Below are 20,533 nucleotides of genomic sequence, written 5' to 3' on the forward strand. Positions count from 1 at the left end.
GCCGCGCTCGCTCAGACGGCGACGGACTCCCGAGCACTTCTCTCCTGCCACGCGGCGAGGGCGTGCGCGACCGACGCCGTGGCCGGATACAGCGCGCGGTACAGGGCGTACAGCTCGTCGTACTGGCGCACGATCTCCGCGCGCGGCTCGCGCTCCTCGACGACGGGGTTCCACGCGCCGATGTCGGCGGGGCCCACCGCGGCGGCCGCGAGGAAGGCGGCGCCGAGGCTCGCGCCCACGACCAGGGCCGGGATGGCCTGCCGGCGACCGGTCACATCCGACACGATCTGCGTCCAGAGGGTCCCCTGCGCACCGCCACCGACCGCGACGATCCGGTCGATGCGGCCGCCCGCCTGCTCCATCACCTCGATGTTGTGCCGCACGCCGAACGCGGTCGCCTCGAGGGCGGCCCGGTACAGATCGCCCCGGGTGTGGCTGAGCGTGAGGCCGGCGACGACGCCCCGGGCATCCGGATCCGGGATCGGTGTGCGTTCCCCCGCGAAGTACGGGAGCATCACGATCCCGTTGGCCCCGGGAGCAGAGGCCTCGGCCTGCGCGATCAGCTCGGGGTAGCCGGGAGAGCCGAAGAGGTCGCGCAGCCAGGCCGTGATCGCACCGGACGTCGCCATGCCACCGGCGAGATTGTGCGTACCAGGGAGCGCGCCCACTGTTCCCCAGAGGGTCGGCGAGGTGACAGGCTCGGGCACGGTGTTCACCAGGAACATCGTGGTGCCATACATCAGCATCAGGTCGCCGTCGTTCTGCGCGCCGACGCTGAGCGCTTCCGACCATGCGTCGATCGTGCCCGCGATGACCGGAGCGCCGACGGGGAGCCCGGTCTCGGCGGCCGCAGCGGCGGTGACCCTGCCGGCGATCTCCCCCGGCCACACCAGCGGCGGCAGTTCGATCGACGGGGCGACGAGCGAGGCCCAGGGCCGGTACCAGTCCTGCGTGGCGGCGTCGTGCATGGGCGTGCACTGGCTGGCCGAGTGATGATCGAGGTAGTAGGCGCCGGTGAGCCGAAAGCCCAGCCACGAGCTCGGCATGAACAGGCGTCGGGCGGCGGCGGCGACCTCCGGCTCGTTCTCAGTCAGCCACGCGAGCTTGGGGCCGACGGCCTGCGTGGAAAGCGAGGAACCGCAGCGCTCGCGAATCGCGTCTGCGCCGCCGAGCTCGTCGGTGAGACGCTCGATCTGGTCGGTGGCACGCGCATCTATCCCATAGAGGATCGCGGGGCGAAGCGGAGTGTCGTTGGCGTCGGTCACCAGCACGCACGGCCCCATGCCGCTCACGCCGACCGAGACGACCTCGGCATCGCGGCCGTTCGCCAGAAGCTCGCGGACGATGCCGACGAATTCGCTCCACCAGATCTCGGCTTCCATCTCGACGTGACCGGGGAACGGTCGCTCGACGCGGTGCTCACGGGTGGCGGTGGCGATGACGTCTCCCTCGACCCCCACGAGCACGCCCTTGCTGCTCGAGGTTCCGATGTCGACGCCGACGACGGCGGCTCTGCTCATGGCAGTACCCTCGCAGAAATCGATTTCATCGTCAAGCGGCGACGAACGCCCGGACGAGGTGGCGGGTCAGGCGCGCGAGCCGGATCCGACCTCGTTGCGCAGCACGATGGTGCGCGCCGGCTGGTCGTCGCCGTTGATGCGGTCGAGCAGCAGCTTGGCCGCGGTGACGCCGAGATGGCGCGCAGGCAGATGCACGACGGTGATCTCCTTGGGGGCGAATCCCGCGAATGGCAGGTCACCGAAGACGGCCATTCCGACGGCCGGCGGAACGGCGCCGCGCTCGGCGAGCACCTGCAGGGCGCCGACGCTCATCAGGTTGTTCGTGATGAACACGGCATCCGGAGGCTCGGGGAGGTCGAGGAGCTCGCGCATCGCGGCCTCGCCACCGGCGACGCGGTAATCGGAGTACTTGAGGTAGTCGTCGGTCGCCGGCATCCCCGCGGCCTGCACCACTTCGCGCCAGCCGTCGGCGCGCTGCTGGGCCGTCTCGACATCGCTCGGACCGGTGATGCACGCGATGCGCTTGTAGCCCTGCTCGACCAGCTCGCTCGTGGCCGCGTGGCCGCCGGCGCTGTTGTCGACCATGACGGCGTCGATGTCGAAGCCGTGCGGTCCGCGGTCGACAGCGACGATGGGGCGCTTTCGTTCGATCAGCTTGCTGAGGTCGCTGTGGTCGCCGGCCGCGGCGAGGATGACGCCGGCCATGTTGTCGCTGATGGCGATGTCGAGGTAGCGGGCCTCCTTCTCGGCGTTCTCGTCGGTGTTGCAGAGAACGACGGAGTACCCGGCGGCCTGCGCGACGTCTTCGACACCGCGGGCGAGCGACGTGAAGAACGGGTTCTCGATGTCGGGGATCACCAGGGCGATCACCTCGGAGTGCTGACGCCGCAGAGTGCGGGCCGTGCGGCTCGGAGTGAACGAGAGCTCCTCGGCAGCCTTGCGCACGAGCTTCGACTTCTCCGGGGAGACGTTCATCCCGTTGAAAACGCGTGAAACCGTCGCGGGTGAAACGCCGGCCAAGGCGGCCACCTCGTAGATCGTCGGCATCCCATCTCCATCGTCGTCGACCGGGTTTCCCCGGAGTCCATGGTGCACCGAGCGCGCACTCCCCGGCGGTTGACACTCGTGCTGCCTCGACTCTACAGTGATGAAATCGATTGCACCAGGGTGGCCTCTCCGGGGCGCCCTGGGCCGCCATCCGCCATGCACAACGACGTACAGGAGACCTCCGTGACCAACGCCGACCTGAGCACCATCTCCCGCCTGCGGAGCGTGCAGACCCGGTCGATCAGCCCCGAGAACTTCGACGGATCCGTCGGAGGCGGTGGCCGCGCAACAGAAGGGACCGGGGCGGAGTCCGCGCGTGACCTCGGACCGGGCTGGAAGATCTCGCCGAGCGTCGACATCAAGGCGGGCGAGACCTTCGAGCTCGCGTCGATCCCCGGCGCCGGCAAGATCACCCACATCTGGATCACCACCCACAAGGACAACTGGCGCACGCTGCTGTTCCGCGCGTACTGGGACGGCGCGGAGGAACCGGCGATCGAGGTGCCCTACGGAGACTTCTTCTGCAACGGCTGGGGCGAGTTCGCCCAGGTCAGCTCTCAGCCCATCGCGGCCAACCCCAATGGCGGCTTCAACTCCTACTGGCCGATGCCGTTCCAGGACGGCGCGCGCCTGACGATCGAGAACCTCTCGGTCGTCGACGTGCGCGTCTACTACCAGGTCACCTACGAGATCGGCGGCGACTACAGCGGCGACGGCTACCTGCACGCGCAGTGGCGGCGCAGCAACCCCCTCGAGGACCGCACGCCCCACACCATCCTCGAGGGCATCGAGGGCCAGGGGCAGTACGTCGGCACGTACATCGCGTGGGGCGTCAACAGCAACGGCTGGTGGGGCGAGGGCGAGATCAAGTTCTACCTCGACAGCGACGACGAGTACCCCACGATCTGCGGAACCGGCACCGAGGACTACTTCGGCGGCGCGTGGAACTTCGACATCCCGGGGCAGGGCTACACGGCCTTCTCGACCCCGTACCTCGGCATGCCGCAGGTCATCCGCCCCGACGGCCTCTACCTCAGCCAGCAACGGTTCGGGATGTACCGCTGGCACCTGCTCGACCCCATCCACTTCTCCGAGAAGCTGCGGGTGGACATCCAGGCACTCGGCTGGCGCTCCGGATGGCGGTACCTTCCGTTGCGCGACGACATCGCCTCGACCGCGCTGTTCTACCTGGACCGCCCCACCGCGCGTCGGCCGAAGACGCCGTCGGCCGACGACCTGGAGGTGCACTTGGGCCGTGAGGCTGTGCCGGACATCGGCGCGCAGCCCCCGCGCGATCCCGCGTAGCGGCCAGCCCGGCGACGCGACCCTCCCCTCGTCGATCGACTGCTCGTAGAGTGGGCGCATGGTGTCTCTCATCGGCAGCGAAGCCCTGATGCCCAACCCCGCGCTGAAGCCGTTCGAGGCGGTGATCGGCGAGTGGGAGACCTCGGGGAGCCACCCGTATCTTCCCGGCCGGCCTCTGCACGGGCGCTGTTCGTTCGCCTGGCACGAGGGCGGCGCGTTCGTGATCATGCACACCGAGGTCGATGCGCCCGAGATCCCCAGCGGCGTCGCCGTCTTCGGCAGCGACGACGAGCACGGACCGCTCACGATGCTCTACTTCGACGAGCGCGGCGTCTCGCGCAGGTACGACGCCACGATCACCGATCGGCTGCTCAGCTGGGAGCGGCTCGACCCGACTTTCTCGCAACGCGTCACCCTGACGTTCGTGCCCGACGGCACCCGGATGACCGGCAGAGGCGAGATGTCGCGCGACGGCGCGCCGTGGGAGGGCGACCTCGCCCTCGACTACGTCCGAGTGACCCCGTAGCCCGAATCGTGGGCGGGGCGGGTCTTCAGGCGAGGGACTCGAGCGTGGCCTGTGCGCCGGACTGTATGAGCAGGTCGAGCGCGGCGGTGTACTCCGTGACGAAACGCTCGTCGTCGATGAGATCGCCGAACAGCGAGCGATCGGTGAGGAACGCCGTAGGGTCCTCGCGCTGACGTGCGGCCTTCGCCATGACGCTGTCGCGCACCCGGTCGACCACGTCGAACGTCTCGCCGTTCTCACCCGTACCCTCTGCGTAGCGCGCCCAGCTCGCGACGATCGCCGCCGAGAGCCGCACCGGACCGCCGGCTGCGAGCTCCTCGCGCACCACCGGCAGCAGCCACTTCGGGATGCGGTCCGACGACTCCGCGCACAACCGCGCCAGCGTGTCCAGCACGTACTCGTTCGAGAAGCGCTCGATCAGCGTCCGCTTGTACTCGTCCAGATCCACTCCGGGCACCGGACGCAGCGTCGGCGTCGCCTCCTCGTCCATGTAGCGCAGGAGGAACCGCGCGATCAACGGGTCCCGTGCGGCCTCGTGCGCGTAGGTGTATCCGCTCAGCCGCCCGAAGTAGCACATGCCCTGGTGGCTGGCGTTGAGCAGCCGCAGCTTCATCAGCTCGTACGGCTCCACGTCGTCCACGAGCTGTACTCCCGCCTCGTCGTACGGCGGCCGCCCGAGCGGGAAGGCGTCTTCGAGCACCCACTGGAAGAAGGGCTCAGCGACGACGGGCCAAGCGTCCTCGACGCCGAACTCGGCCGCGATCTCCGTGCGGTCCTGGTCGGTGGTCACGGGAGTGATCCGGTCGACCATCGAGTTCGGAAAGGAGACGTTCTCTGCGATCCACGCGCCCAGGTCCGCATCCTTCTGACGTGCGAACTCGGTGAAGACCCGCTGGGCCACGTGGCCGTTGCCTTGGATGTTGTCGCAGGACATCACCGTGAAGGGCGGGATCCCGCGGTCGCGACGGCGCCGTAGTGCCTCGGTCACGAGCCCGAACACGGTGCGCGGCACGGCATCCGGCTTCAGATCCGCAGCGACGTCGGTCGTCGTCAGATCGAACGCCCCCGAGACCTGATCGATGTTGTAGCCGCCCTCGGTGATCGTCAGCGAGACGATGCGCACGCCCGGATCCGCCATCCGCTCGATCGCGGCGTCGGGGTCGTCCGGCGCGTAGAGGTAGTCGACGATGGAGCCGATCTGGCGGGCCTCGCGGGCGCCATCCGGATGCTTGAGCACGAGCGTGTACAGCCCGTCCTGCGCGTGCAGCACATCACGCATCCGCTGGTCGGCGGGCAGCACCCCGATGCCGCAGATCGCCCAATCGTGGGCGAGTCCGCGGTTCATGAGCGTGTCGAGCACCATGGCCTGATGGGCGCGGTGGAAGCCGCCGACACCGAAGTGCACGATTCCGACGGTCAGGTCGCTGCGGTCGTACGACGGGCGAGCAACGGGCGCGGTGCTCATTTGATCCCCGAGATCCGCACGCCGTTGACGATGAATCGCTGGAAGATCAGCAGCAGCACGATGGTGGGCAGCGCCGCGAGCGTCGAGCCGGCCATCAGCAGCCCCCAGTCGTTGCCGCGGTCGGAGCGGAAGTTGCCGAGGAACTGCATGATCTGGGTCAGGTTCGGGTCGGTGATCGTCAGGATGGGCCACACGTACGCGTTCCAGTACGCGAGGTACGAGGCGATGCCCATCACCACGAACGGCGCGGCCGACTGGGGAAGGAACACGCGCAGGAAGATCTGCCAGCGCGTGGCACCGTCGATCAGCGCCGCCTCTTCGACGGCGACCGGGAAGCCGAGGTAGAACTGCCGGATGAAGAACATCTGCGCCGCCGAGGCCGCGCCGGGGATGATCAGCACGGCCAGCGTGTTCAGCATTCCGAGGGCCGAGACCACCATGAACGAGGTGAGCAGGATGGCCATCATCGGGATGAACATCGGCATGATGCAGTACACCCACCAGAACCGCTTGCCGCGGAAGTCCAGCCGGGCGAAGGCGTAGGCGGCGAGGGAGTTGATGACCAGACTCAGGGCGGTGAAGATCAGCGCGCCGACGAAGGTGACGACCATCGCCCGGGAGAACTCCGGGTCCTGGAGGATCTTGACGTAGTTGTCGAAGCGCCAGACGTCGGGGAAGAACTGGAACGGCGAGCGCAGCACCTCGGTCTTGCCCTTGAAGCCGGCGATCGCCATCCAGGCGAGGGGGAACAGCACGCTGACGCTGATCAGGACGATGAGCACAGCGGACACGGTCCGCTGGGGGACACTCTTCTTCATCGGGGGTCTTTCCTTATCCGTCGACGGCTTTGTCGGAGTTGATGAGTCGGAACACGACGATCGAGATCGCGCCGAGCACGACGAACAGCAGCAGTGAGGCGGTCAGCGAGAAGCTGGTCGCGTAGGGCGTGAGGTCGCGGAAGCTGTTGAAGATGAACAGGTTCGGGGTCGTGGTCGCATCGACCGGACCGCCTCCGGTCATGATGAGCGGCAGGTCGAGCATCTGGATCGCCAGCGTGAAGCCGGTCACGATCAGGTACAGGAACACGTTCTTCAGCAGCGGGATCGTGATGTAGAAGGTCTTCTGGAAGAAGCCGGCCCCATCGAGCTGCGCGGACTCGTAGTAGCTGTCCGGGATGTCGAGCAGGCCGGCGAGCAGGATGAGCGTCGTCACGCCGAAACCGAGCCAGATGCCCGGGATGGCGATCGCAGGCAGAGCCGTGGTGGGGTCATTGAGCCAGGCGACCGGACCGGCGTTCAGCAGGCTGAGCAGCCAGTTGGCGACGCCCTGGTCCTGGTAGATGAAGACGAAGAGCACCGAAGCCACCACGGTCGAGACGACCGCGGGCAGGTAGACGGTGGTCTTCATGAAGCTCGCCGCCTTCTTGCTCAGCGTCTTGATGAAGCTGGCGAGCAGCAGGGCGATCACGAGGCCGGTGGGGACGACGAGCACGGCGTAGTAGAGGCCGACCCCGATCGACTTCCAGAACTTAGGGCTCTCCAGCACGTACTGGTAGAACTGCAGCCCGACGAACTCCGGGTCTTTGTAGAAGCTGATCTTGAACGTGCTCAGGTACACCGAGTAGATGAGCGGCCAGATGACGAAGATGCCGAGAAGGATGACCATCGGAGCGATCATCAGGTAGGCGGTCTTGTTGTCCTGCAGATGTTTCGCGACGGGCGGGTTGGCCGCCCGCCGGCGGGCGCGCCGGTTGCCGGGCTCCGGGGCGATCGCCTCGGCTTCGACGGGAGGCAGCTGCACCTCGCCTGCTGGGTTGAGAACGGACACGGTGGTCTCCTCGACTGGGTGGTGCCCGGGGGTCGCTGCTGCGGCCCCCGGGCACCGGGGATGGTTCGGTTTACTGCTTCGGCGCGGTTCCCGCGAGGGACTGCTTCTGGATCACATCGTTGATGGCGTCGTCGGCCGTCTTCATGGACGTCGGCACATCGGCGCTACCCTTCATAGCCGATTCGATGCCCGTTCCGAAGGCCAGCGAGATGTCCCACGGGTAGCCGGGCTCCTGCTTGCCGTTCGGTACGACCTGCTCGGAGATGATCTTCATGAACGGGTCGCTCGACGCTTCGGGATTGGACGCAAGCGCCTCGTCCACCGACGTGCGCACGGTGTACTTCGAGAAGCCGCTCGTCTTGAAGAAGTCGGCCATGATCTCGGGGTCGCCCGCCAGCAGGTAGTTGATGAAGTCGGCCGCCTGCTGCTTGGCCTTCGACTTCGCGTCGACGGTCAGCGTCCAGCCTCCGAGGGTCGCGGTCGTCTTGTTCGACGAGCCGTCCATCGAGGGGAATGGCGCGACGGCCGTCTTGGCGACCATGTCCTTGAAGTCGTTCTTCAGCTGACCGACGGCCCACGAGCCGTCCGCCATCATCGCGACCTCGCCCTGACCGTAGGGGGTGGCGTCCGCGTAGCCGACCTTCGGCTGCTGCGGCATGTAGCCGCCCTTGTAGAGGGCCTTGTAGAAGTCGGCGAGCTTGCCGAAGCAGGGCTCGGTCGCCTGCGCCTTCGACCAGTCGTCGTTGATCGGCAGGTGACCGCAGGCGCTGTACTGCAGACCCCAGCTCGACCAGCCGAGGTCGGCGGCGACAGAGGCGATGGTCATACCCTTCACCTTGCCGTTGGTCAGCTTCTTCGCCCACTCGAGCAGTTCGGACCAGGTCTTCGGCGGGCTCGCCGGGTCGAGTCCGGCCGCCTTGGCGAGGTCGGTGCGGTAGTAGAGCACGGTCGAGGGCTCGACGAGCATCGGATACGCGTAGTGCTTGCCGTCGCTCGAGACGAAGCTCTTGACGTTGTCCTTGATGTCGCTGAACGCCTTGGCCGGCATCAGGTCGTCGAGCTGCGCGAACTGTCCGTTCACGACGCCGGCGGCGATGTTGCCGTAGTTGGTGGTCGCGACATCCGGCGACTTGCCCGCGGCCTGCGCGGCCTTCAGCTTCTGCGGCCAGGTGTCGGCGGGGACGACCTGGTAGTCGATCTTCACCTTGTCCTGCGATGCGTTGTACTTGTCGACGTATTTCTTGAACCACGCCTGCTGGTAGTCCTCGAACTTCTGCTGCCAGAACGTGACGACGGTCTTGCCGTTCTCTGTCTTGGCCCCGCCGCCCGCGCCGGAGCAGCCGGCGAGAACGAGGCCCGCGGCGAGGGTCGCCGCGACAGTGAGCAGTAGCCTGCTGCGCCTCTTGTGCATGTGTTCCTCCTCTTGATGCGGCTCGTCTTCGAGCCGACGTGTGTGGGCCTAGCCCTGTCTGACCAGGTCGGCCTTGTACCAATAGACGTTGTAGGGATCCCAGACGGAGAGCGTGAAGTAGATCGTGCGCCCGCCGTTCTCGGTGTACTGCGGGAGCATGTACGGCGAGTACAGCCCGGGCACGTCGGACGAGGAGACGAGCGTGTGCTTGTCACCCCACGGCCCCCAGGGCGTCGCGCCCTCCCGGATGGCGGTGCCGTCGCCCCCTCCGTCGGTGTAGGTCATGATCCAGCGGGACAGGTAGTCGTTCCAGACCACCGACAGCTCCCCGACCGTGTCGTCGACGATCGTCGTCGCTGCGGCGATGTCCGCGCTCCAACGCGGGGCGCCGTTCGAGGCGGTGCCGCTGAAGTAGCGGTAGGCCGACTGCTTCTCGACGTCCTTCTCCGGCACCTTCATGAGCTGCACGCCGCCGAAGCGTCCGTGCGTGACGCCCCAGAAGTACAGGTCGCCATCCAGTTTCGACACGCTCACCTGCACGAAGTTGCTGTCTCCCGCCCAGCGGGGCGCGGCGAGCTTGGTCCAGGTGCGCCCGTCGTCGGTCGACTTTGCGAAGCCCGCGTAGTTGGTCTCCCACTCACCCGGCTCACCCCAGTGCTTCACCGACATGTAGTCGAGGTACATCGCTCCGTTCGCCTCGAAACCGTAGGTCGGGATCGTCGTCATCTCGGTGCCGTCGACCTTCTTCGAGTCGATCAGCTCCGTGGCCCAGCCGAGGTCGTCGGAGATGTAGCCGTCGAACCGGATGCCGTCGGTCGGGTCGGTATCGGTCGTGTAAGCGAGGGCGTTGGAGCGCCATTCGGTGCCTCCGCCGCCGGTGAGACCGTCTTCGCGCTGGCCGAAGGTGTCGCCGAAGACGAACCAGGTCTTGCCGCCGGCCTGGAACATCGACCCGAGGTCTTGTCCGGCGATTTCGTAGCGGGCGGTCTTGTTGAGAGAATCGTGGCCGGTGAGCTGGGCGACCCGCTTCACGTTCGTCACTCCCGACAACACGAACGGCTTCTTCTCCGTGCTGAGCATGGCGGCGGATGAGCTCGAGCATCCCGCGAAAGCGACGGCTGCGAGAGCGGCGACGGATGCGATGGCCACCCCACGCACCAGGGGTGCGCGGCGGGTTCGCGGTCGCGTCAGCGTCATGCCGTTCCTCTCCCTTGAGCGTCGATGGATATCAGTGAACCTTAAGAAATCGGTTTCGTCAAGCGTCGACTCAGATCACCAGCATGCCGCCTGCTTCTCAATGATTTCTTGAGCGAAACCGATTTCAAATTCTCAACCGCCCGGCTAGGGTAGTGGACGACCAGATCTCGCTTGACGCACAAGGATGTCCGCAATGAGTTCGACCGAATCGCTCCCTTCCATCCCTTCCGACCCGGCGGCGCCGGTCGTCGACGCAGGCTGGCTGCGGCCCGTCCCGGATGCGCCGGCGGAACCTCGCTGGGGTCACCCCGACGGCATCCAGCTCGGACTCCATCCCCTCGGTGGTCCGCGCGGTCTGTTGCGCATCTACATGCCGTATCTCGGGCATGCGCGCGATCGGCTGCTCAACTTCATCGCGGTCGAGCCGATCGTGACCGGCGAGGCCGAGCGCGGGTATTCGGAGCTCGAGCCGAGCCGGCTGGACGCGGCACAGGGCAAGCGCTTCTGGAGCGCGGACTCGCTCGACGACACAACTCCCCGGGAGCCGTCCTCACCGGCGCGCGGTGTCGTGGACACCGTCTACGGCGTCGAGCGCCTCACGGTCTACGTGATCAGTGAACGCTTCGACAACGGGGCGAGCGTCGCCGTGCGGGTGCGCTTCCGTGCGGACCGGCCGCACGAGCTGAGCGTCGCCGCCATCCGTCTGCCGGATTCCGCGGACCTCGACTTCTGCGTGCTGACAGCGACCATGGGCAATTTCGCACGCCTCCGGCGCGTGCGGCTCGTCGACCGCACGGTGACACCGGCACTGCTCTGGCCCGGCTTCGAGGGCGTGCACTTCACCGAGCATGCGGCGTTCGGCGTGGCCGAGCTGCCGCGCAATGTAGCGGGCGAGGTAGAGGTGTCGGCGACGACCGACGAAGACGACCCGGTGTCGGCGGTGTACGCCGATGACGTCGCCGAGCACTGGAAGTACGTGGGACTCCGCGCCGTTCAGACCTGGACCGCGGCCGACCCCGACCCTGCGCTGCAGGTGCTGGTCAACGCGCGCCGGGCGTACTGGGCGAGTACGTCGACGATCCCGGGCGGCGCGGCGTTCGAGAACTTCGAGCTGAAGGAGCCCTTCTGCCAGGAGCGCGAGCTGCGCTTCCGCGTCGACCCCGCCTGAGCGGCCCCGCACTTCGTTGAGGGGCGGCTAACGCAGCCTAAACACGCCGGTGGTCGACGGATTCGCCACCCTTCAACGGAAGGGGCCCGACGAAAGAGGCGCAGACCTCAGGGCGACGGGAGCGGGGACGGGGACGGCAATGGCGTCGGCGTCAGGGTCGTGTACGGCGGCAGGTCTCCCGCGAGCACCGGGACCTGCAGGTCGACGGCCGCGTCGCCGGTCGTGAATCCGACGTTCGCGAGCGAGCCCGGGATGGACGTCAGCTCGGTGAAGTAGACGAGTGTGCCGTCCGCGGTGCCGAGCTGCTTGGTCTCCGCCGGACCGAGAGAGATCGTCTGCTGGTTCTGGCTGTCGCTCCCGTACGCGATCTTCACGTTCTCGCTCGACGAGCCCTGGTTGATCAGGGTCACGACCAGGTTTCCGACCTTCTGCGAGTCGGCGACAATCACGGCGTTGCCGATGAAGACAGGCCCCACGTTTCCGCTGACGCCGTCGCTCGCCTCCTTGATGTAGAGGGTTTCCTGCGGAGCGAACAGGTCGCATCCGGTCATCGACACCAGGATCGCCGCCGCGATCGACACCGCGAGTCCCGCTCGTGCTCTCATCCGCCTCACCTGACTCCTGTCGCGTCGGCCGGGTGGCCGTCGCGCACGAGTCAACACCGCGTCCCCCGCCTGCGCGTCACCCTTTTGGAGTGATCCGGCCGCAGGCGATCAGCCCGCGAGCCCCGGATGCACGCCCGCGGCGACCCCCTGCTCAACGGTGATCCGGCGCAGCAGCGCCACGAGGACCTCCCGCTCCGACTCGCTCAGCCCGACGGTCAGCTGCTCCTCCAGCGCGTCGGCCGCGGCGGTCGCTTCGCCGAGCACTGCGTGTGCGGCATCGGTGAGCCGGATGGCGTACGCCCGACGATCGCTCGGATGCGCTCCCCGCTGCACGAGACCGCGCTCCTCGAGCGAGTCGATCAGCGAGACCATGACGTTGCGGTGGATACCGAGGGCCTCCGAGAGCTGCTGCTGCGAGAGTTCGACCCCGATGTCGGCGTCCCGCAGGCGGGTGAGCACCCCGAACTGCGCCGGCCGGATGCCCAGCGGCGCCAGCCGTTCCGCGAACTGCTGCGCCGTGTACGCGCCCAGCTGACTGAGCAGGAAGGCGGCGCGCGTGTCGAGGGCGGCCAGGGCATCCGTGTCGTCGGTCATGTGCCGAGCATATCGGCACTTGCGTAGATAATCACTTTGAGTGACAATATGAAAACCATATTAATTGAGAGGCGGTCGCCATGAGGGTGACGGTATTCGGAGCGAGCGGCGGCATCGGCCGCGAACTGGTGACGCAGGCGATCGGCCGCGGAGACGAGGTCACGGCCGTGATCCGGCGCTCGTCGGCAGCAGACCTTCCGGCGGAGGCCGAGATCGTGCGCGTGGACGCGTTCGACGATCCCGCCGCTCTCGTACCCGCACTCGACGGGCGCGATGCGGTGCTCTCGGGCATCGGTCCGCGCGGACGCAACGACGGGCCCGTCGCCGCCCCGATCACCGCCGTCATCGTCGAGGCGATGAAGCAGGCCGGCGTGCCGCGCATCGTCGCCGTGAGCGCCGCCCCGGTCGGGCCGCCGCCCGAGCACGACGCGTTCGTGAACAAACGGGTGCTCATGCCGCTCATCGGCTCGATCCTCAAGCCGGTGTACGACGACCTCGACCAGATGGAGCAGGTGCTCCGCGCCAGCGGGCTCGACTGGACCGTCGTGCGACCGCCCAAGCTGACCGCGAAGCCCGCCACCGGCGCCTACCGCACGGTCGTCGGGGCGAACATCGGGCGGGCGTTCTCCGTCTCCCGCGCCGACGTCGCGAGCGCCATGCTCGACGCCCTCGGCGACCCGGCAACGGTGGGCCAGCCCGTCGGCATCGCGAACTGACACGCGCGAAGGAGGAGCGATCGTGTCCCTGCTCTCGGTCATCGTCGTGTGGATGGCGATCGTCGCCAACGGCTTCTCCGGTGTCGCGGCCCTGGTGCACTTCAAGCCGATCCTGCCCGGCATGGCCGCCGCGGGCGTCCCGGTCTCGTGGCTCACCTTCCCGATCGGCACCCTGAAGACGCTCGGCGCGATCGGGCTCCTGGTCGGGATGCTCGCCGCTCCGGTCATCGCCGTCGCTGCGGCCGCCGGTCTGGTCGTGTTCTTCGTCTGCGCGCTCTACACCCACGTGCTGGCGCACGACCTGTCCGCGCAGTTCGGGCTCGCCACCGCGCTGCTCGTGCTGAATTCGGCGACGCTCTGGGCGACACTGACCTGGCTCTAACGCGCTCCCAGCTTTCTGCAATCTTGCTACGCCAGCCTTCGACCATGGCCGGAAAGAAGTCTGAGCGCGATGCGATCGACGACGTTGTGAAGCGTCTCCAGGAGAAGTACCCGAACATGACCGACGAGCACGTCGCCGAGATCGTCGAGGACACGTACCAGACGTTCCAGCATGCCAAGCTGCGCGACTACATCGCCGTGCTCGTCGAACACGGCGCCAAGTCCACGCTGAAGCAGGAAAAGCGCGCGAGCGCGTGACGGAGGCGGCCCCGTCCGTCCTGTTCCTCAACGGAACCGTCGGCGTCGGCAAGACGACGGTCGCGGATGCCGTGGGCGCGCTGCTCGCCGAGCGCGGCATCCCGCATGCGGTGATCGACCTCGACGCGCTGCGCCGGGGCTGGCCATCACCGGAGGGCGACCGGTTCAACAACGCCATCGAACTGACGAATCTGCGCTCGGTCGCGGCGAACTACCGGGCTGCGGGAGCGCAGGTGCTCGTCCTCGCCGGCGTGCTGGAGGAGGCCGCCGCGATCGACGACTACCGGGATGCCCTCGGCGGCGTCACGCCGACGATCATCCGGCTGACGGTGGACCCGCGGGAAGGGGAGCGGCGCCTGCGGGCGCGGCACCGCGCCGACGGCGACCGCGCCGGCGACGAGCTGAGCTGGCACCTGGCCCGGCACGGCGAGCTGGACGGCGTGCTCGACGCGGCCGCGATCCCCGGCCCGGTGATCGACACGACCGCGCGAGACGCACGAGCCATAGCCCTCGAGGTGCTGCAGACGGCAGGATGAGTGCATGAGCACCCCGCCGCGGACGATCGGGACGATCCGATGAGCGCGCGCGAGCTCACGGCCATCGCCACCGACGGTGTCACGCTGGCCGGCTCGCTCTGGCTGCCGGACGAGCGTCCGCCGCGTGCACTCGTTCTCATGCAGCCGGGATCGGGACCGTCCGATCGCGACAACGATGTGCTGTTCCCGCCCATCCGCGAGGCCCTGCTGGCCGTCGGGATCGCGGTGACCTCCTTCGACAAGCGCGGGGTCGGCGCATCCGGCGGCTCGTGGCTCACGGCGGACATCGAGCGGCAGGCAGGCGACCTGACCGCCGCGCTCTCGGTGGCGCGCGGCGAGCTCCCGGGAATACCGGCCGGCCTCTTCGGCCACAGCCAGGGTGGCTGGGTGGTGCTGGCCGCCGCGGCGCCGTCACACGCCGAGTTCGTCATCACCAACTCGGGGCCCGGCGTGACGCCGCGCACCCAGGAGGCCTTCGCGACGCGCGGGCATCTCGCCGCTCTCGGTCTCGAACTCGAGCGCGAGGTCGAGGCGGCCGCGACGTTCGACGAGCTCGCGTTCACCCTGTCGGACGGGACGCCGTTCGCCGAGGCGTCCGAGTGGATGGCGGATCCGTCACGTCGCCGCGCGCTCGACGATCTGGCCGCGGCGAACGCCTTCGTGCCGACGACGCGCGAGCTGTGGGACTTCGCTGCGACGATCGTCAACTTCGATCCGGCGGACGCGCTGCGGGGCATCCGGGTGCCGTTGCTGGGGCTGTTCGGCGGCGCCGATGACATCGTTCCGGTCGACGAGAGCGCCGACCGGTTCGCCGAGCTCGTGCCTCCGGAGTTCCTGAGTCTCGCGGTGCTCGCCGGCGGAGATCACCGCCTGCAGCTCCCGGGCACCGAGACCTTCGTTCCGGGCTACCTCGACGCGCTGATCTCGTTCGTGCTGACGCACACGCACTGACCCTTTTCGTTGAAGGGCGGCTAACGCAGCCAAAACGGCGGTTTTGGCTGCGTTAGCCGCCCTTCAACGAGATGAATCCGGGTCGGCGCCGGGGCGAACCGCGGCGTCGTCGCGGATGTCGATGCGCGTGATGCCGTCGCCCCGGTCGGTGACGTCGATGCGCGGATCGGCGTCGTCGTCGGACGCCTTGGGCGCCGTCGTGAGCTGATCCTCCCGCGCGGCCTCGTGCTCTGCCCTGTCGTCGTCCGCAGGTTCACCCATCGTGGTCTCCGTTCCGCCCAGCGTGGGGGCATCCGCGACCGTGTGACGGCCGGTGCACCGAGCAATCCATGTCGCGTCGTCCCTGTCAACCCCCTGCGCCCGTCTTGGCGTCCCGTCGGCGACCCCGTATAACTCAGAGAAGGGGAAACCAGAGCAAGGAATGGGATGACCGCACACACAGCTGAGATACCTCGGCTCGCCGGCGGTCCGGTCGAGACCGGGCGCGCGCAGTCGGGTGACTTCACCGCGCCCTGCGCGCCCGGGCTCGGCCACGGGCTCTGGGTCATGATCGAGCCGGGACTCTGGGTCGGCAATGCCGGCGGTAGCTACATCGGCATGGTCGAGCGCTCACCGCACGGCTTCGTCGCCAGCGACGGACGCGGCACGTTCGTCGGGCACTTCGCTCTGCTCGCCGACGCGAAGGCCGCACTCGCGCGTCGCTTCGGGGCCGCAGACGCCCCGCGCTGCACCGAACCGGTCGCCATCGGCCACGACGGGCGGCCGCCGGCGTGAACGAGCGACCTCCGCACGACCTGCCGGCCAGCACGTACCGTCTGCAGATCTCGGCGGACTTCACCCTGCACGACGCATTGCGCGTTCTGCCCTACCTGCAGCGCCTCGGCGTGGACTGGGTCTACCTCTCGCCGCTGCTCGAGGCAGAGCCCGGATCGGCGCACGGCTACGACGTGATCGACCACTCCCGCGTCGACCCGGCGCGGGGCGGCCCCGAGGCGCTGGCCGCTCTGGCCGATGCCGCGCACGCCCTCGGCATGGGCATCCTGGTCGACATCGTGCCGAATCACATGGGGATCGAGACGCCACGACGCAACGCGTGGTGGTGGGACGTGCTGACGCACGGACGGGCATCCGGATTCGCGGACTACTTCGACATCGACTGGGCCGCGGGCGGCGACCGGGTGCGCCTCCCCGTGCTCGGTGACGGGGCCGACGAACTGGATGCGCTGCGCATCGACGACGGCGAGCTCGCCTACTACGACCACCGCTTCCCGATCGCGGAGGGCACCGGCGACGGCAGTCCGCGTGAGGTACACGACCGCCAGCACTACGAGCTCGTCTCGTGGCGGCGCGCCGACCACGAACTCAACTACCGGCGCTTCTTCGCGGTGAACAGCCTGGCCGGCCTGCGCGTGGAGTGGCCGGAGGTGTTCGACGCGTCGCACGCCGAGATCGGCCGCTGGCTCGCCGACGACCTGGCCGACGGGTTGCGCGTCGATCATCCGGACGGCCTCGCCGACCCCGGCGAGTACCTGCGGCGGCTCGCCGACCTGGCCGACGGTCGCCCGGTGTGGGTCGAGAAGATCCTCGAAGGCGACGAGCGGATGCCCGCCGAGTGGCCGGTCGCCGGCACCACCGGCTACGAGGTGCTCGCCGACATCGACCGGGTGTTCGTCGACCCGCGCGGCGAGGATCCGCTCACGCTGCTGGCGATCGACCTGGACGACCGGTTCGAGTCGGGCGACTGGGATGTTCTGGTGCGGCGCCGCAAGCGCGCGGTGGCCGACGGCATCCTGAACTCCGAGATTCGGCGGTTGGCGCGCGAGGTCGCCGGCGACGCGGCCGGCGACGCGGCCGGCGACGCGGGCGACGGCACAGACGGCCGCTCTGAGGACCCGGACGTCGTCGATGCCCTGGCCGAGCTCGCGTCGGCGCTGCCGGTCTACCGTTCGTACCTCCCGTACGGCGCCGAGCACCTGGATCACGCCGCTCGCGCGGCCGCCGAGTCGCGCCCCGACCTCGCCGAGACCATCGCCGCGCTGGCCGTCACGCTCGCCGACCCCGCGCATCCGGCCGCCGTGCGCTTCCAGCAGACCACCGGCATGATCATGGCGAAGGGCGTCGAGGACAACGCGTACTACCGCTACACGCGGCTCACCTCCCTCACCGAGGTCGGCGCCGATCCCGCGCAGTTCGCGCTCGCGCCGTCCGCGTTCCATGCCCGTCAAGCCGACCGGATGGCTCGGCTCCCCCACACGATGACCACCCTGACCACGCACGATACGAAGCGCAGCGAAGACACCCGCGCGCGCATTGCCGTGCTCGCCGAGGTGCCCTCCAGCTGGGAACGGTTCATCGCGGACGTCCGCGGTCGCGTCTCGGTCGGCGACGGTTCACTGGAGAACCTGGTCTGGCAAGCGGTGGTCGGCGCCTGGCCGGCGTCGCGCGAGCGTCTGCACGAGTACGCACTGAAGGCGGCCCGCGAGGCGGGCGCGTCGACCGCGTGGACCGACGGCGACGAGCAGTTCGAGGCCGCACTGCTCGGCCTCGTCGACGCCGCCTTCGACGACCCCGCCGTGAACGCGGAGGTCGCAGACTTCGTGGCGGCGGTCCAATCCCCGGGTGCCTCGAACGGGCTCGGCGCCAAACTGCTGCAGCTGCTCTCCCCTGGCGTGCCGGATGTCTACCAGGGCTCCGAGCGCTGGGAGCGCTCGCTCGTCGACCCCGACAACCGGCGCCCCGTCGACTTCGAGGCGGCGAGCGAACTGCTCGAGCGCCTCGACACCGGATGGCTGCCGCCGGTCGACGAGTCGGGCGCGGCGAAACTCCTGGTCACGTCGCGGGCGTTGAGGGTGCGCCGCGAGCATCCGGAGCTGTTGACGGACTACCGGCCGGTCGAGGCGACCGGCGAGCGCGCCGAGCATCTGATCGGCTTCGACAGGGGCGGCGCGATCGCGCTCGCCACGCGGCTTCCGGTGACCCTGGAGGTCGCAGGCGGCTGGGGCGACACGACGATCGACCTCGGCGAGCGCGAACTCGTGGACGAGTTCACCGGCAGGCGGTACTCCGGCGGGACCGCCGTGGCCGAGCTGTTCGCGGTGTACCCGGTCGCGCTGCTGGTGACGCGATGAGCGGCGACTTCCCCGTGTGGGCGTTTCCCGTGTGGGCGCCGAACGCCACGACCGTGAGCCTGGTCGCCGCAGGCTCCGAGCATCCGCTCGTCGCGCAGCCCGGCGGCTGGTGGGCGCTGCCCGACGGCGAGAGTCCGGCATCCGATCAGGAGGCGGTCGACTACGGCTACCTCGTCGACGGCGCCGGGCCGTACCCCGACCCGCGCTCGCTCCGGCAACCGGACGGGGTGCACGCCCTGAGCCGCACCTGGAGCCCCGACGACTTCGCCTGGAGCGACTCCGCGTGGCCGGGCCGCAGCCTGACGGGCGCGGTCATCTACGAACTGCACGTCGGCACCTTCACACCCGAGGGCACGCTCGACGCCGCCATCGAGCGGCTCCCGCACCTCTCCGCACTCGGCGTCGAAGCCGTCGAACTGCTCCCGGTGAACGCGTTCAACGGCACGCACGGCTGGGGCTACGACGGCGTGCTCTGGTACACCGTGCACGAACCGTACGGCGGGCCGGATGCGTACCAGCGCTTCGTCGACGCCTGTCACGCCCGCGGTCTCGCGGTCATCCAGGATGTCGTGTACAACCACCTCGGCCCGAGCGGGAACTACCTCCCGGTCTACGGGCCCTACCTCAGCGAAGCGGCGGCCGGGCCGTGGGGCGATGCGGTGAATCTCGACGGTGCGCAGTCCGACGAGGTGCGCCGCTACATCCTCGACAACGCCCTGTTCTGGCTCCGCGACATGCACGTCGACGGCCTGCGCCTCGACGCCGTGCACGCCCTGCACGACAGCCGGGCCTTGCCGTTGCTCGAAGAACTGTCGGCGGAGGTCTCCCGGCTGGCCGACGAGACCCGACGTCCCGCGACTCTGATCGCCGAGAGCGACCTCAACGATCCGAAACTGATCCGGCCGCGCGCCGAGCACGGGTTCGGGCTCGACGCGCAGTGGGACGACGACGTGCACCACGCCCTGCACGTCAACCTCACGGGGGAGACGACCGGCTACTACGCCGACTTCGAAGGTCTCGACTCGCTCGCGAAGGTGTTCGAGCACGGCTGGTTCCACGACGGCACGTGGTCGAGCTTCCGCGAGCGCCACCACGGGCGCCCGCTCGATGCCGGCACGCCGTTCACCCGGCTCGTCGCGTTCTCGCAGGACCACGACCAGATCGGCAACCGGGCGACCGGCGACCGTCTCACCGCCACGCTCGACCCCGGCGGTCTCGCGGTCGCGGCGGCCATCACGCTGCTCGGGCCGTTCACCCCGATGCTCTTCATGGGCGAGGAGTGGGGAGCGACCACGCCGTGGCAATTCTTCACGTCGCATCCGGAACCGGAGCTCGGCGAAGCGACGGCGCGCGGACGGATCGCCGAGTTCGCCAGGATGGGCTGGGACCCCGAGCTCGTGCCCGACCCCCAAGACCCGGCCACGTTCGAGCGCTCACGCCTCGACTGGAGCGAGCTCGAGCATCCGGAGCACGCGAAGCTGCTCGCTCTCTACCGCGACCTCATCGCACTCCGGTCGACGGTGGATGCGGCGGAGCCGGCCACCGACGTCGTGGCGGATGCGGCATCCGGGCTGTTCACGTTCCGTCGCGGCGGGCTGCTGGTCGTCGCCGGGTTCGGCAGCGGACACCGCGAGCTGCGGGTGACGGAGAGCGAGTTCTGCGTCGCGTTCGGCTCGATCGGCTTCGAGGGCGGCACCCTGATGCTCAACGGGCCCGGCGTCGCCGTGCTGCGCTGACGCTCGCCCGCCCGCGCGCCCACCCGCGCGCACGCGCCCGCGCACGCGCGCCCACGCGCAACCCCGCAGATCGAGTCGGGGATTAAGCACGCCCCTGGACGAATACGCGTGCTTAATCCCCGACTCGATTGAGTGTGTGGATGAGGCGGCCGGCGGATCGAC

21 protein-coding genes are annotated in these 20,533 nt (G+C 68.8%); 11 read left to right on the forward strand and 10 right to left on the reverse strand.

All coding sequences use genetic code 11. From position 1 onward, the window contains the following. Positions 1-11: 11 nt before the first annotated feature. A complete protein-coding gene (locus AC1DB1_RS14345; RefSeq protein WP_477201272.1) occupies positions 12-1,520 on the reverse strand; it encodes an FGGY-family carbohydrate kinase in 1,509 nt (502 codons plus the stop codon). A 66-nt stretch (positions 1,521-1,586) separates the two neighbouring features. Then, positions 1,587-2,567, reverse strand: coding sequence for a LacI family DNA-binding transcriptional regulator (locus tag AC1DB1_RS14350; RefSeq protein ID WP_477201273.1), 981 nt, complete (start codon positions 2,565-2,567; stop codon positions 1,587-1,589). Positions 2,568-2,750: 183 nt separating this feature from the next. Between AC1DB1_RS14350 and AC1DB1_RS14355 the strand changes: the two genes are divergently transcribed. Both AC1DB1_RS14355 and AC1DB1_RS14360 read left to right on the forward strand, forming a co-directional pair. Continuing rightward, positions 2,751-3,872, forward strand: a complete 1,122-nt coding sequence (locus AC1DB1_RS14355; protein ID WP_477201274.1) for a glycoside hydrolase family 172 protein — start codon at positions 2,751-2,753, stop codon at positions 3,870-3,872. A 58-nt stretch (positions 3,873-3,930) separates the two neighbouring features. Continuing rightward, entirely contained in the window at positions 3,931-4,398 is a 468-nt protein-coding gene (locus AC1DB1_RS14360; RefSeq protein WP_477201275.1) for a hypothetical protein, read from the forward strand. 25 nt (positions 4,399-4,423) lie between these two features. On the opposite strand, the gene AC1DB1_RS14365 is transcribed toward AC1DB1_RS14360, so the two are convergent. The 5 genes from AC1DB1_RS14365 to AC1DB1_RS14385 all read right to left on the reverse strand — a co-directional run bounded on the left by AC1DB1_RS14365 (position 4,424) and on the right by AC1DB1_RS14385 (position 10,298). Continuing rightward, positions 4,424-5,863 carry a mannitol dehydrogenase family protein gene (locus AC1DB1_RS14365; protein WP_477201276.1) on the reverse strand — a complete coding sequence of 480 codons (1,440 nt, stop codon included), beginning with the start codon at positions 5,861-5,863 and terminating at the stop codon, positions 4,424-4,426. After that, a complete protein-coding gene (locus AC1DB1_RS14370; RefSeq protein ID WP_271176140.1) occupies positions 5,860-6,681 on the reverse strand; it encodes a carbohydrate ABC transporter permease in 822 nt (273 codons plus the stop codon). Before AC1DB1_RS14370 ends, AC1DB1_RS14365 begins: the two co-directional genes overlap by 4 nt. 13 nt (positions 6,682-6,694) lie before the next feature. Further along, positions 6,695-7,690, reverse strand: coding sequence for a carbohydrate ABC transporter permease (locus AC1DB1_RS14375; RefSeq protein ID WP_271176141.1), 996 nt, complete (start codon positions 7,688-7,690; stop codon positions 6,695-6,697). Between the two features lie 70 nt (positions 7,691-7,760). Beyond that, complete coding sequence (locus tag AC1DB1_RS14380) at positions 7,761-9,101, reverse strand: ABC transporter substrate-binding protein (protein WP_477201277.1); 1,341 nt, start codon at positions 9,099-9,101, stop codon at positions 7,761-7,763. 48 nt (positions 9,102-9,149) lie between these two features. Continuing rightward, on the reverse strand, positions 9,150-10,298 hold the full coding sequence (locus AC1DB1_RS14385; protein ID WP_477201278.1) for a DUF4185 domain-containing protein: 1,149 nt from the start codon (positions 10,296-10,298) through the stop codon (positions 9,150-9,152). Positions 10,299-10,491: 193 nt separating this feature from the next. On the opposite strand from AC1DB1_RS14385, the gene AC1DB1_RS14390 reads away from it, so the two are divergent. After that, a complete protein-coding gene (locus AC1DB1_RS14390) occupies positions 10,492-11,466 on the forward strand; it encodes a hypothetical protein (protein WP_477201279.1) in 975 nt (324 codons plus the stop codon). Between the two features lie 107 nt (positions 11,467-11,573). On the opposite strand, the gene AC1DB1_RS14395 is transcribed toward AC1DB1_RS14390, so the two are convergent. Together AC1DB1_RS14395 and AC1DB1_RS14400 are read right to left on the reverse strand one after the other, a co-directional pair. Continuing rightward, complete coding sequence (locus tag AC1DB1_RS14395; protein ID WP_477201280.1) at positions 11,574-12,071, reverse strand: hypothetical protein; 498 nt, start codon at positions 12,069-12,071, stop codon at positions 11,574-11,576. A 108-nt stretch (positions 12,072-12,179) separates the two neighbouring features. Continuing rightward, positions 12,180-12,665: a MarR family winged helix-turn-helix transcriptional regulator gene (locus AC1DB1_RS14400; RefSeq protein WP_477201281.1), complete on the reverse strand. Its 486-nt coding sequence runs from the start codon at positions 12,663-12,665 to the stop codon at positions 12,180-12,182. Positions 12,666-12,745: 80 nt separating this feature from the next. On the opposite strand from AC1DB1_RS14400, the gene AC1DB1_RS14405 reads away from it, so the two are divergent. Genes AC1DB1_RS14405 through AC1DB1_RS14425 form a run of 5 tightly spaced genes read left to right on the forward strand, consistent with a single transcriptional unit; the run spans position 12,746 to position 15,507 of the window. Then, positions 12,746-13,381 carry an NAD(P)-dependent oxidoreductase gene (locus tag AC1DB1_RS14405; RefSeq protein WP_477201282.1) on the forward strand — a complete coding sequence of 212 codons (636 nt, stop codon included), beginning with the start codon at positions 12,746-12,748 and terminating at the stop codon, positions 13,379-13,381. A gap of 22 nt (positions 13,382-13,403) precedes the next feature. After that, positions 13,404-13,763, forward strand: a complete 360-nt coding sequence (locus tag AC1DB1_RS14410; RefSeq protein ID WP_477201283.1) for a DoxX family protein — start codon at positions 13,404-13,406, stop codon at positions 13,761-13,763. 44 nt (positions 13,764-13,807) lie between these two features. Beyond that, entirely contained in the window at positions 13,808-14,020 is a 213-nt protein-coding gene (locus tag AC1DB1_RS14415) for a three-helix bundle dimerization domain-containing protein (protein ID WP_271176149.1), read from the forward strand. Beyond that, positions 14,017-14,556 (forward strand): AAA family ATPase, encoded by a 540-nt coding sequence (locus AC1DB1_RS14420; RefSeq protein ID WP_477201284.1) that lies wholly within the window; start codon positions 14,017-14,019, stop codon positions 14,554-14,556. The genes AC1DB1_RS14415 and AC1DB1_RS14420 overlap by 4 nt, the downstream gene beginning before the upstream one ends. A 39-nt stretch (positions 14,557-14,595) precedes the next feature. After that, a complete protein-coding gene (locus AC1DB1_RS14425; RefSeq protein ID WP_477201285.1) occupies positions 14,596-15,507 on the forward strand; it encodes an alpha/beta hydrolase family protein in 912 nt (303 codons plus the stop codon). 63 nt (positions 15,508-15,570) lie between these two features. Here AC1DB1_RS14425 and AC1DB1_RS14430 read toward each other — a convergent pair whose 3' ends face one another. After that, complete coding sequence (locus tag AC1DB1_RS14430; RefSeq protein WP_271176152.1) at positions 15,571-15,768, reverse strand: multidrug transporter; 198 nt, start codon at positions 15,766-15,768, stop codon at positions 15,571-15,573. 165 nt (positions 15,769-15,933) lie between these two features. On the opposite strand from AC1DB1_RS14430, the gene AC1DB1_RS14435 reads away from it, so the two are divergent. The 3 genes from AC1DB1_RS14435 to treZ are packed head-to-tail and all read left to right on the forward strand — an operon-like array spanning position 15,934 to position 20,371. Next, positions 15,934-16,281 (forward strand): hypothetical protein, encoded by a 348-nt coding sequence (locus AC1DB1_RS14435; RefSeq protein ID WP_477201286.1) that lies wholly within the window; start codon positions 15,934-15,936, stop codon positions 16,279-16,281. Next, complete coding sequence (gene treY, locus AC1DB1_RS14440) at positions 16,278-18,635, forward strand: malto-oligosyltrehalose synthase (RefSeq protein ID WP_477201287.1); 2,358 nt, start codon at positions 16,278-16,280, stop codon at positions 18,633-18,635. Before AC1DB1_RS14435 ends, treY begins: the two co-directional genes overlap by 4 nt. Beyond that, positions 18,632-20,371 carry a malto-oligosyltrehalose trehalohydrolase gene (treZ, locus tag AC1DB1_RS14445; RefSeq protein ID WP_477201288.1) on the forward strand — a complete coding sequence of 580 codons (1,740 nt, stop codon included), beginning with the start codon at positions 18,632-18,634 and terminating at the stop codon, positions 20,369-20,371. The genes treY and treZ overlap by 4 nt, the downstream gene beginning before the upstream one ends. Positions 20,372-20,533 lie beyond the last annotated feature (162 nt).

The organism is Leifsonia sp. 10N434 (assembly GCF_056394405.1).

Bases quoted from the DNA above. Each gene is read 5' to 3' on its own strand.
- AC1DB1_RS14405 (WP_477201282.1), top strand. From the start codon at position 12,746: ATGAGGGTGACGGTATTCGGAGCGAGCGGCGGCATCGGCCGCGAACTG.
- AC1DB1_RS14365 (WP_477201276.1), bottom strand. From the start codon at position 5,863: ATGAGCACCGCGCCCGTTGCTCGCCCGTCGTACGACCGCAGCGACCTG.
- AC1DB1_RS14430 (WP_271176152.1), bottom strand. From the start codon at position 15,768: ATGGGTGAACCTGCGGACGACGACAGGGCAGAGCACGAGGCCGCGCGG.
- AC1DB1_RS14390 (WP_477201279.1), top strand. From the start codon at position 10,492: ATGAGTTCGACCGAATCGCTCCCTTCCATCCCTTCCGACCCGGCGGCG.
- AC1DB1_RS14370 (WP_271176140.1), bottom strand. From the start codon at position 6,681: ATGAAGAAGAGTGTCCCCCAGCGGACCGTGTCCGCTGTGCTCATCGTC.
- AC1DB1_RS14345 (WP_477201272.1), bottom strand. From the start codon at position 1,520: ATGAGCAGAGCCGCCGTCGTCGGCGTCGACATCGGAACCTCGAGCAGC.
- treZ (WP_477201288.1), top strand. From the start codon at position 18,632: ATGAGCGGCGACTTCCCCGTGTGGGCGTTTCCCGTGTGGGCGCCGAAC.
- AC1DB1_RS14380 (WP_477201277.1), bottom strand. From the start codon at position 9,101: ATGCACAAGAGGCGCAGCAGGCTACTGCTCACTGTCGCGGCGACCCTC.
- AC1DB1_RS14350 (WP_477201273.1), bottom strand. From the start codon at position 2,567: ATGCCGACGATCTACGAGGTGGCCGCCTTGGCCGGCGTTTCACCCGCG.
- AC1DB1_RS14425 (WP_477201285.1), top strand. From the start codon at position 14,596: ATGAGCGCGCGCGAGCTCACGGCCATCGCCACCGACGGTGTCACGCTG.
- AC1DB1_RS14435 (WP_477201286.1), top strand. From the start codon at position 15,934: ATGACCGCACACACAGCTGAGATACCTCGGCTCGCCGGCGGTCCGGTC.
- AC1DB1_RS14400 (WP_477201281.1), bottom strand. From the start codon at position 12,665: ATGACCGACGACACGGATGCCCTGGCCGCCCTCGACACGCGCGCCGCC.
- AC1DB1_RS14395 (WP_477201280.1), bottom strand. From the start codon at position 12,071: ATGAGAGCACGAGCGGGACTCGCGGTGTCGATCGCGGCGGCGATCCTG.
- AC1DB1_RS14415 (WP_271176149.1), top strand. From the start codon at position 13,808: ATGGCCGGAAAGAAGTCTGAGCGCGATGCGATCGACGACGTTGTGAAG.
- AC1DB1_RS14360 (WP_477201275.1), top strand. From the start codon at position 3,931: ATGGTGTCTCTCATCGGCAGCGAAGCCCTGATGCCCAACCCCGCGCTG.
- AC1DB1_RS14385 (WP_477201278.1), bottom strand. From the start codon at position 10,298: ATGACGCTGACGCGACCGCGAACCCGCCGCGCACCCCTGGTGCGTGGG.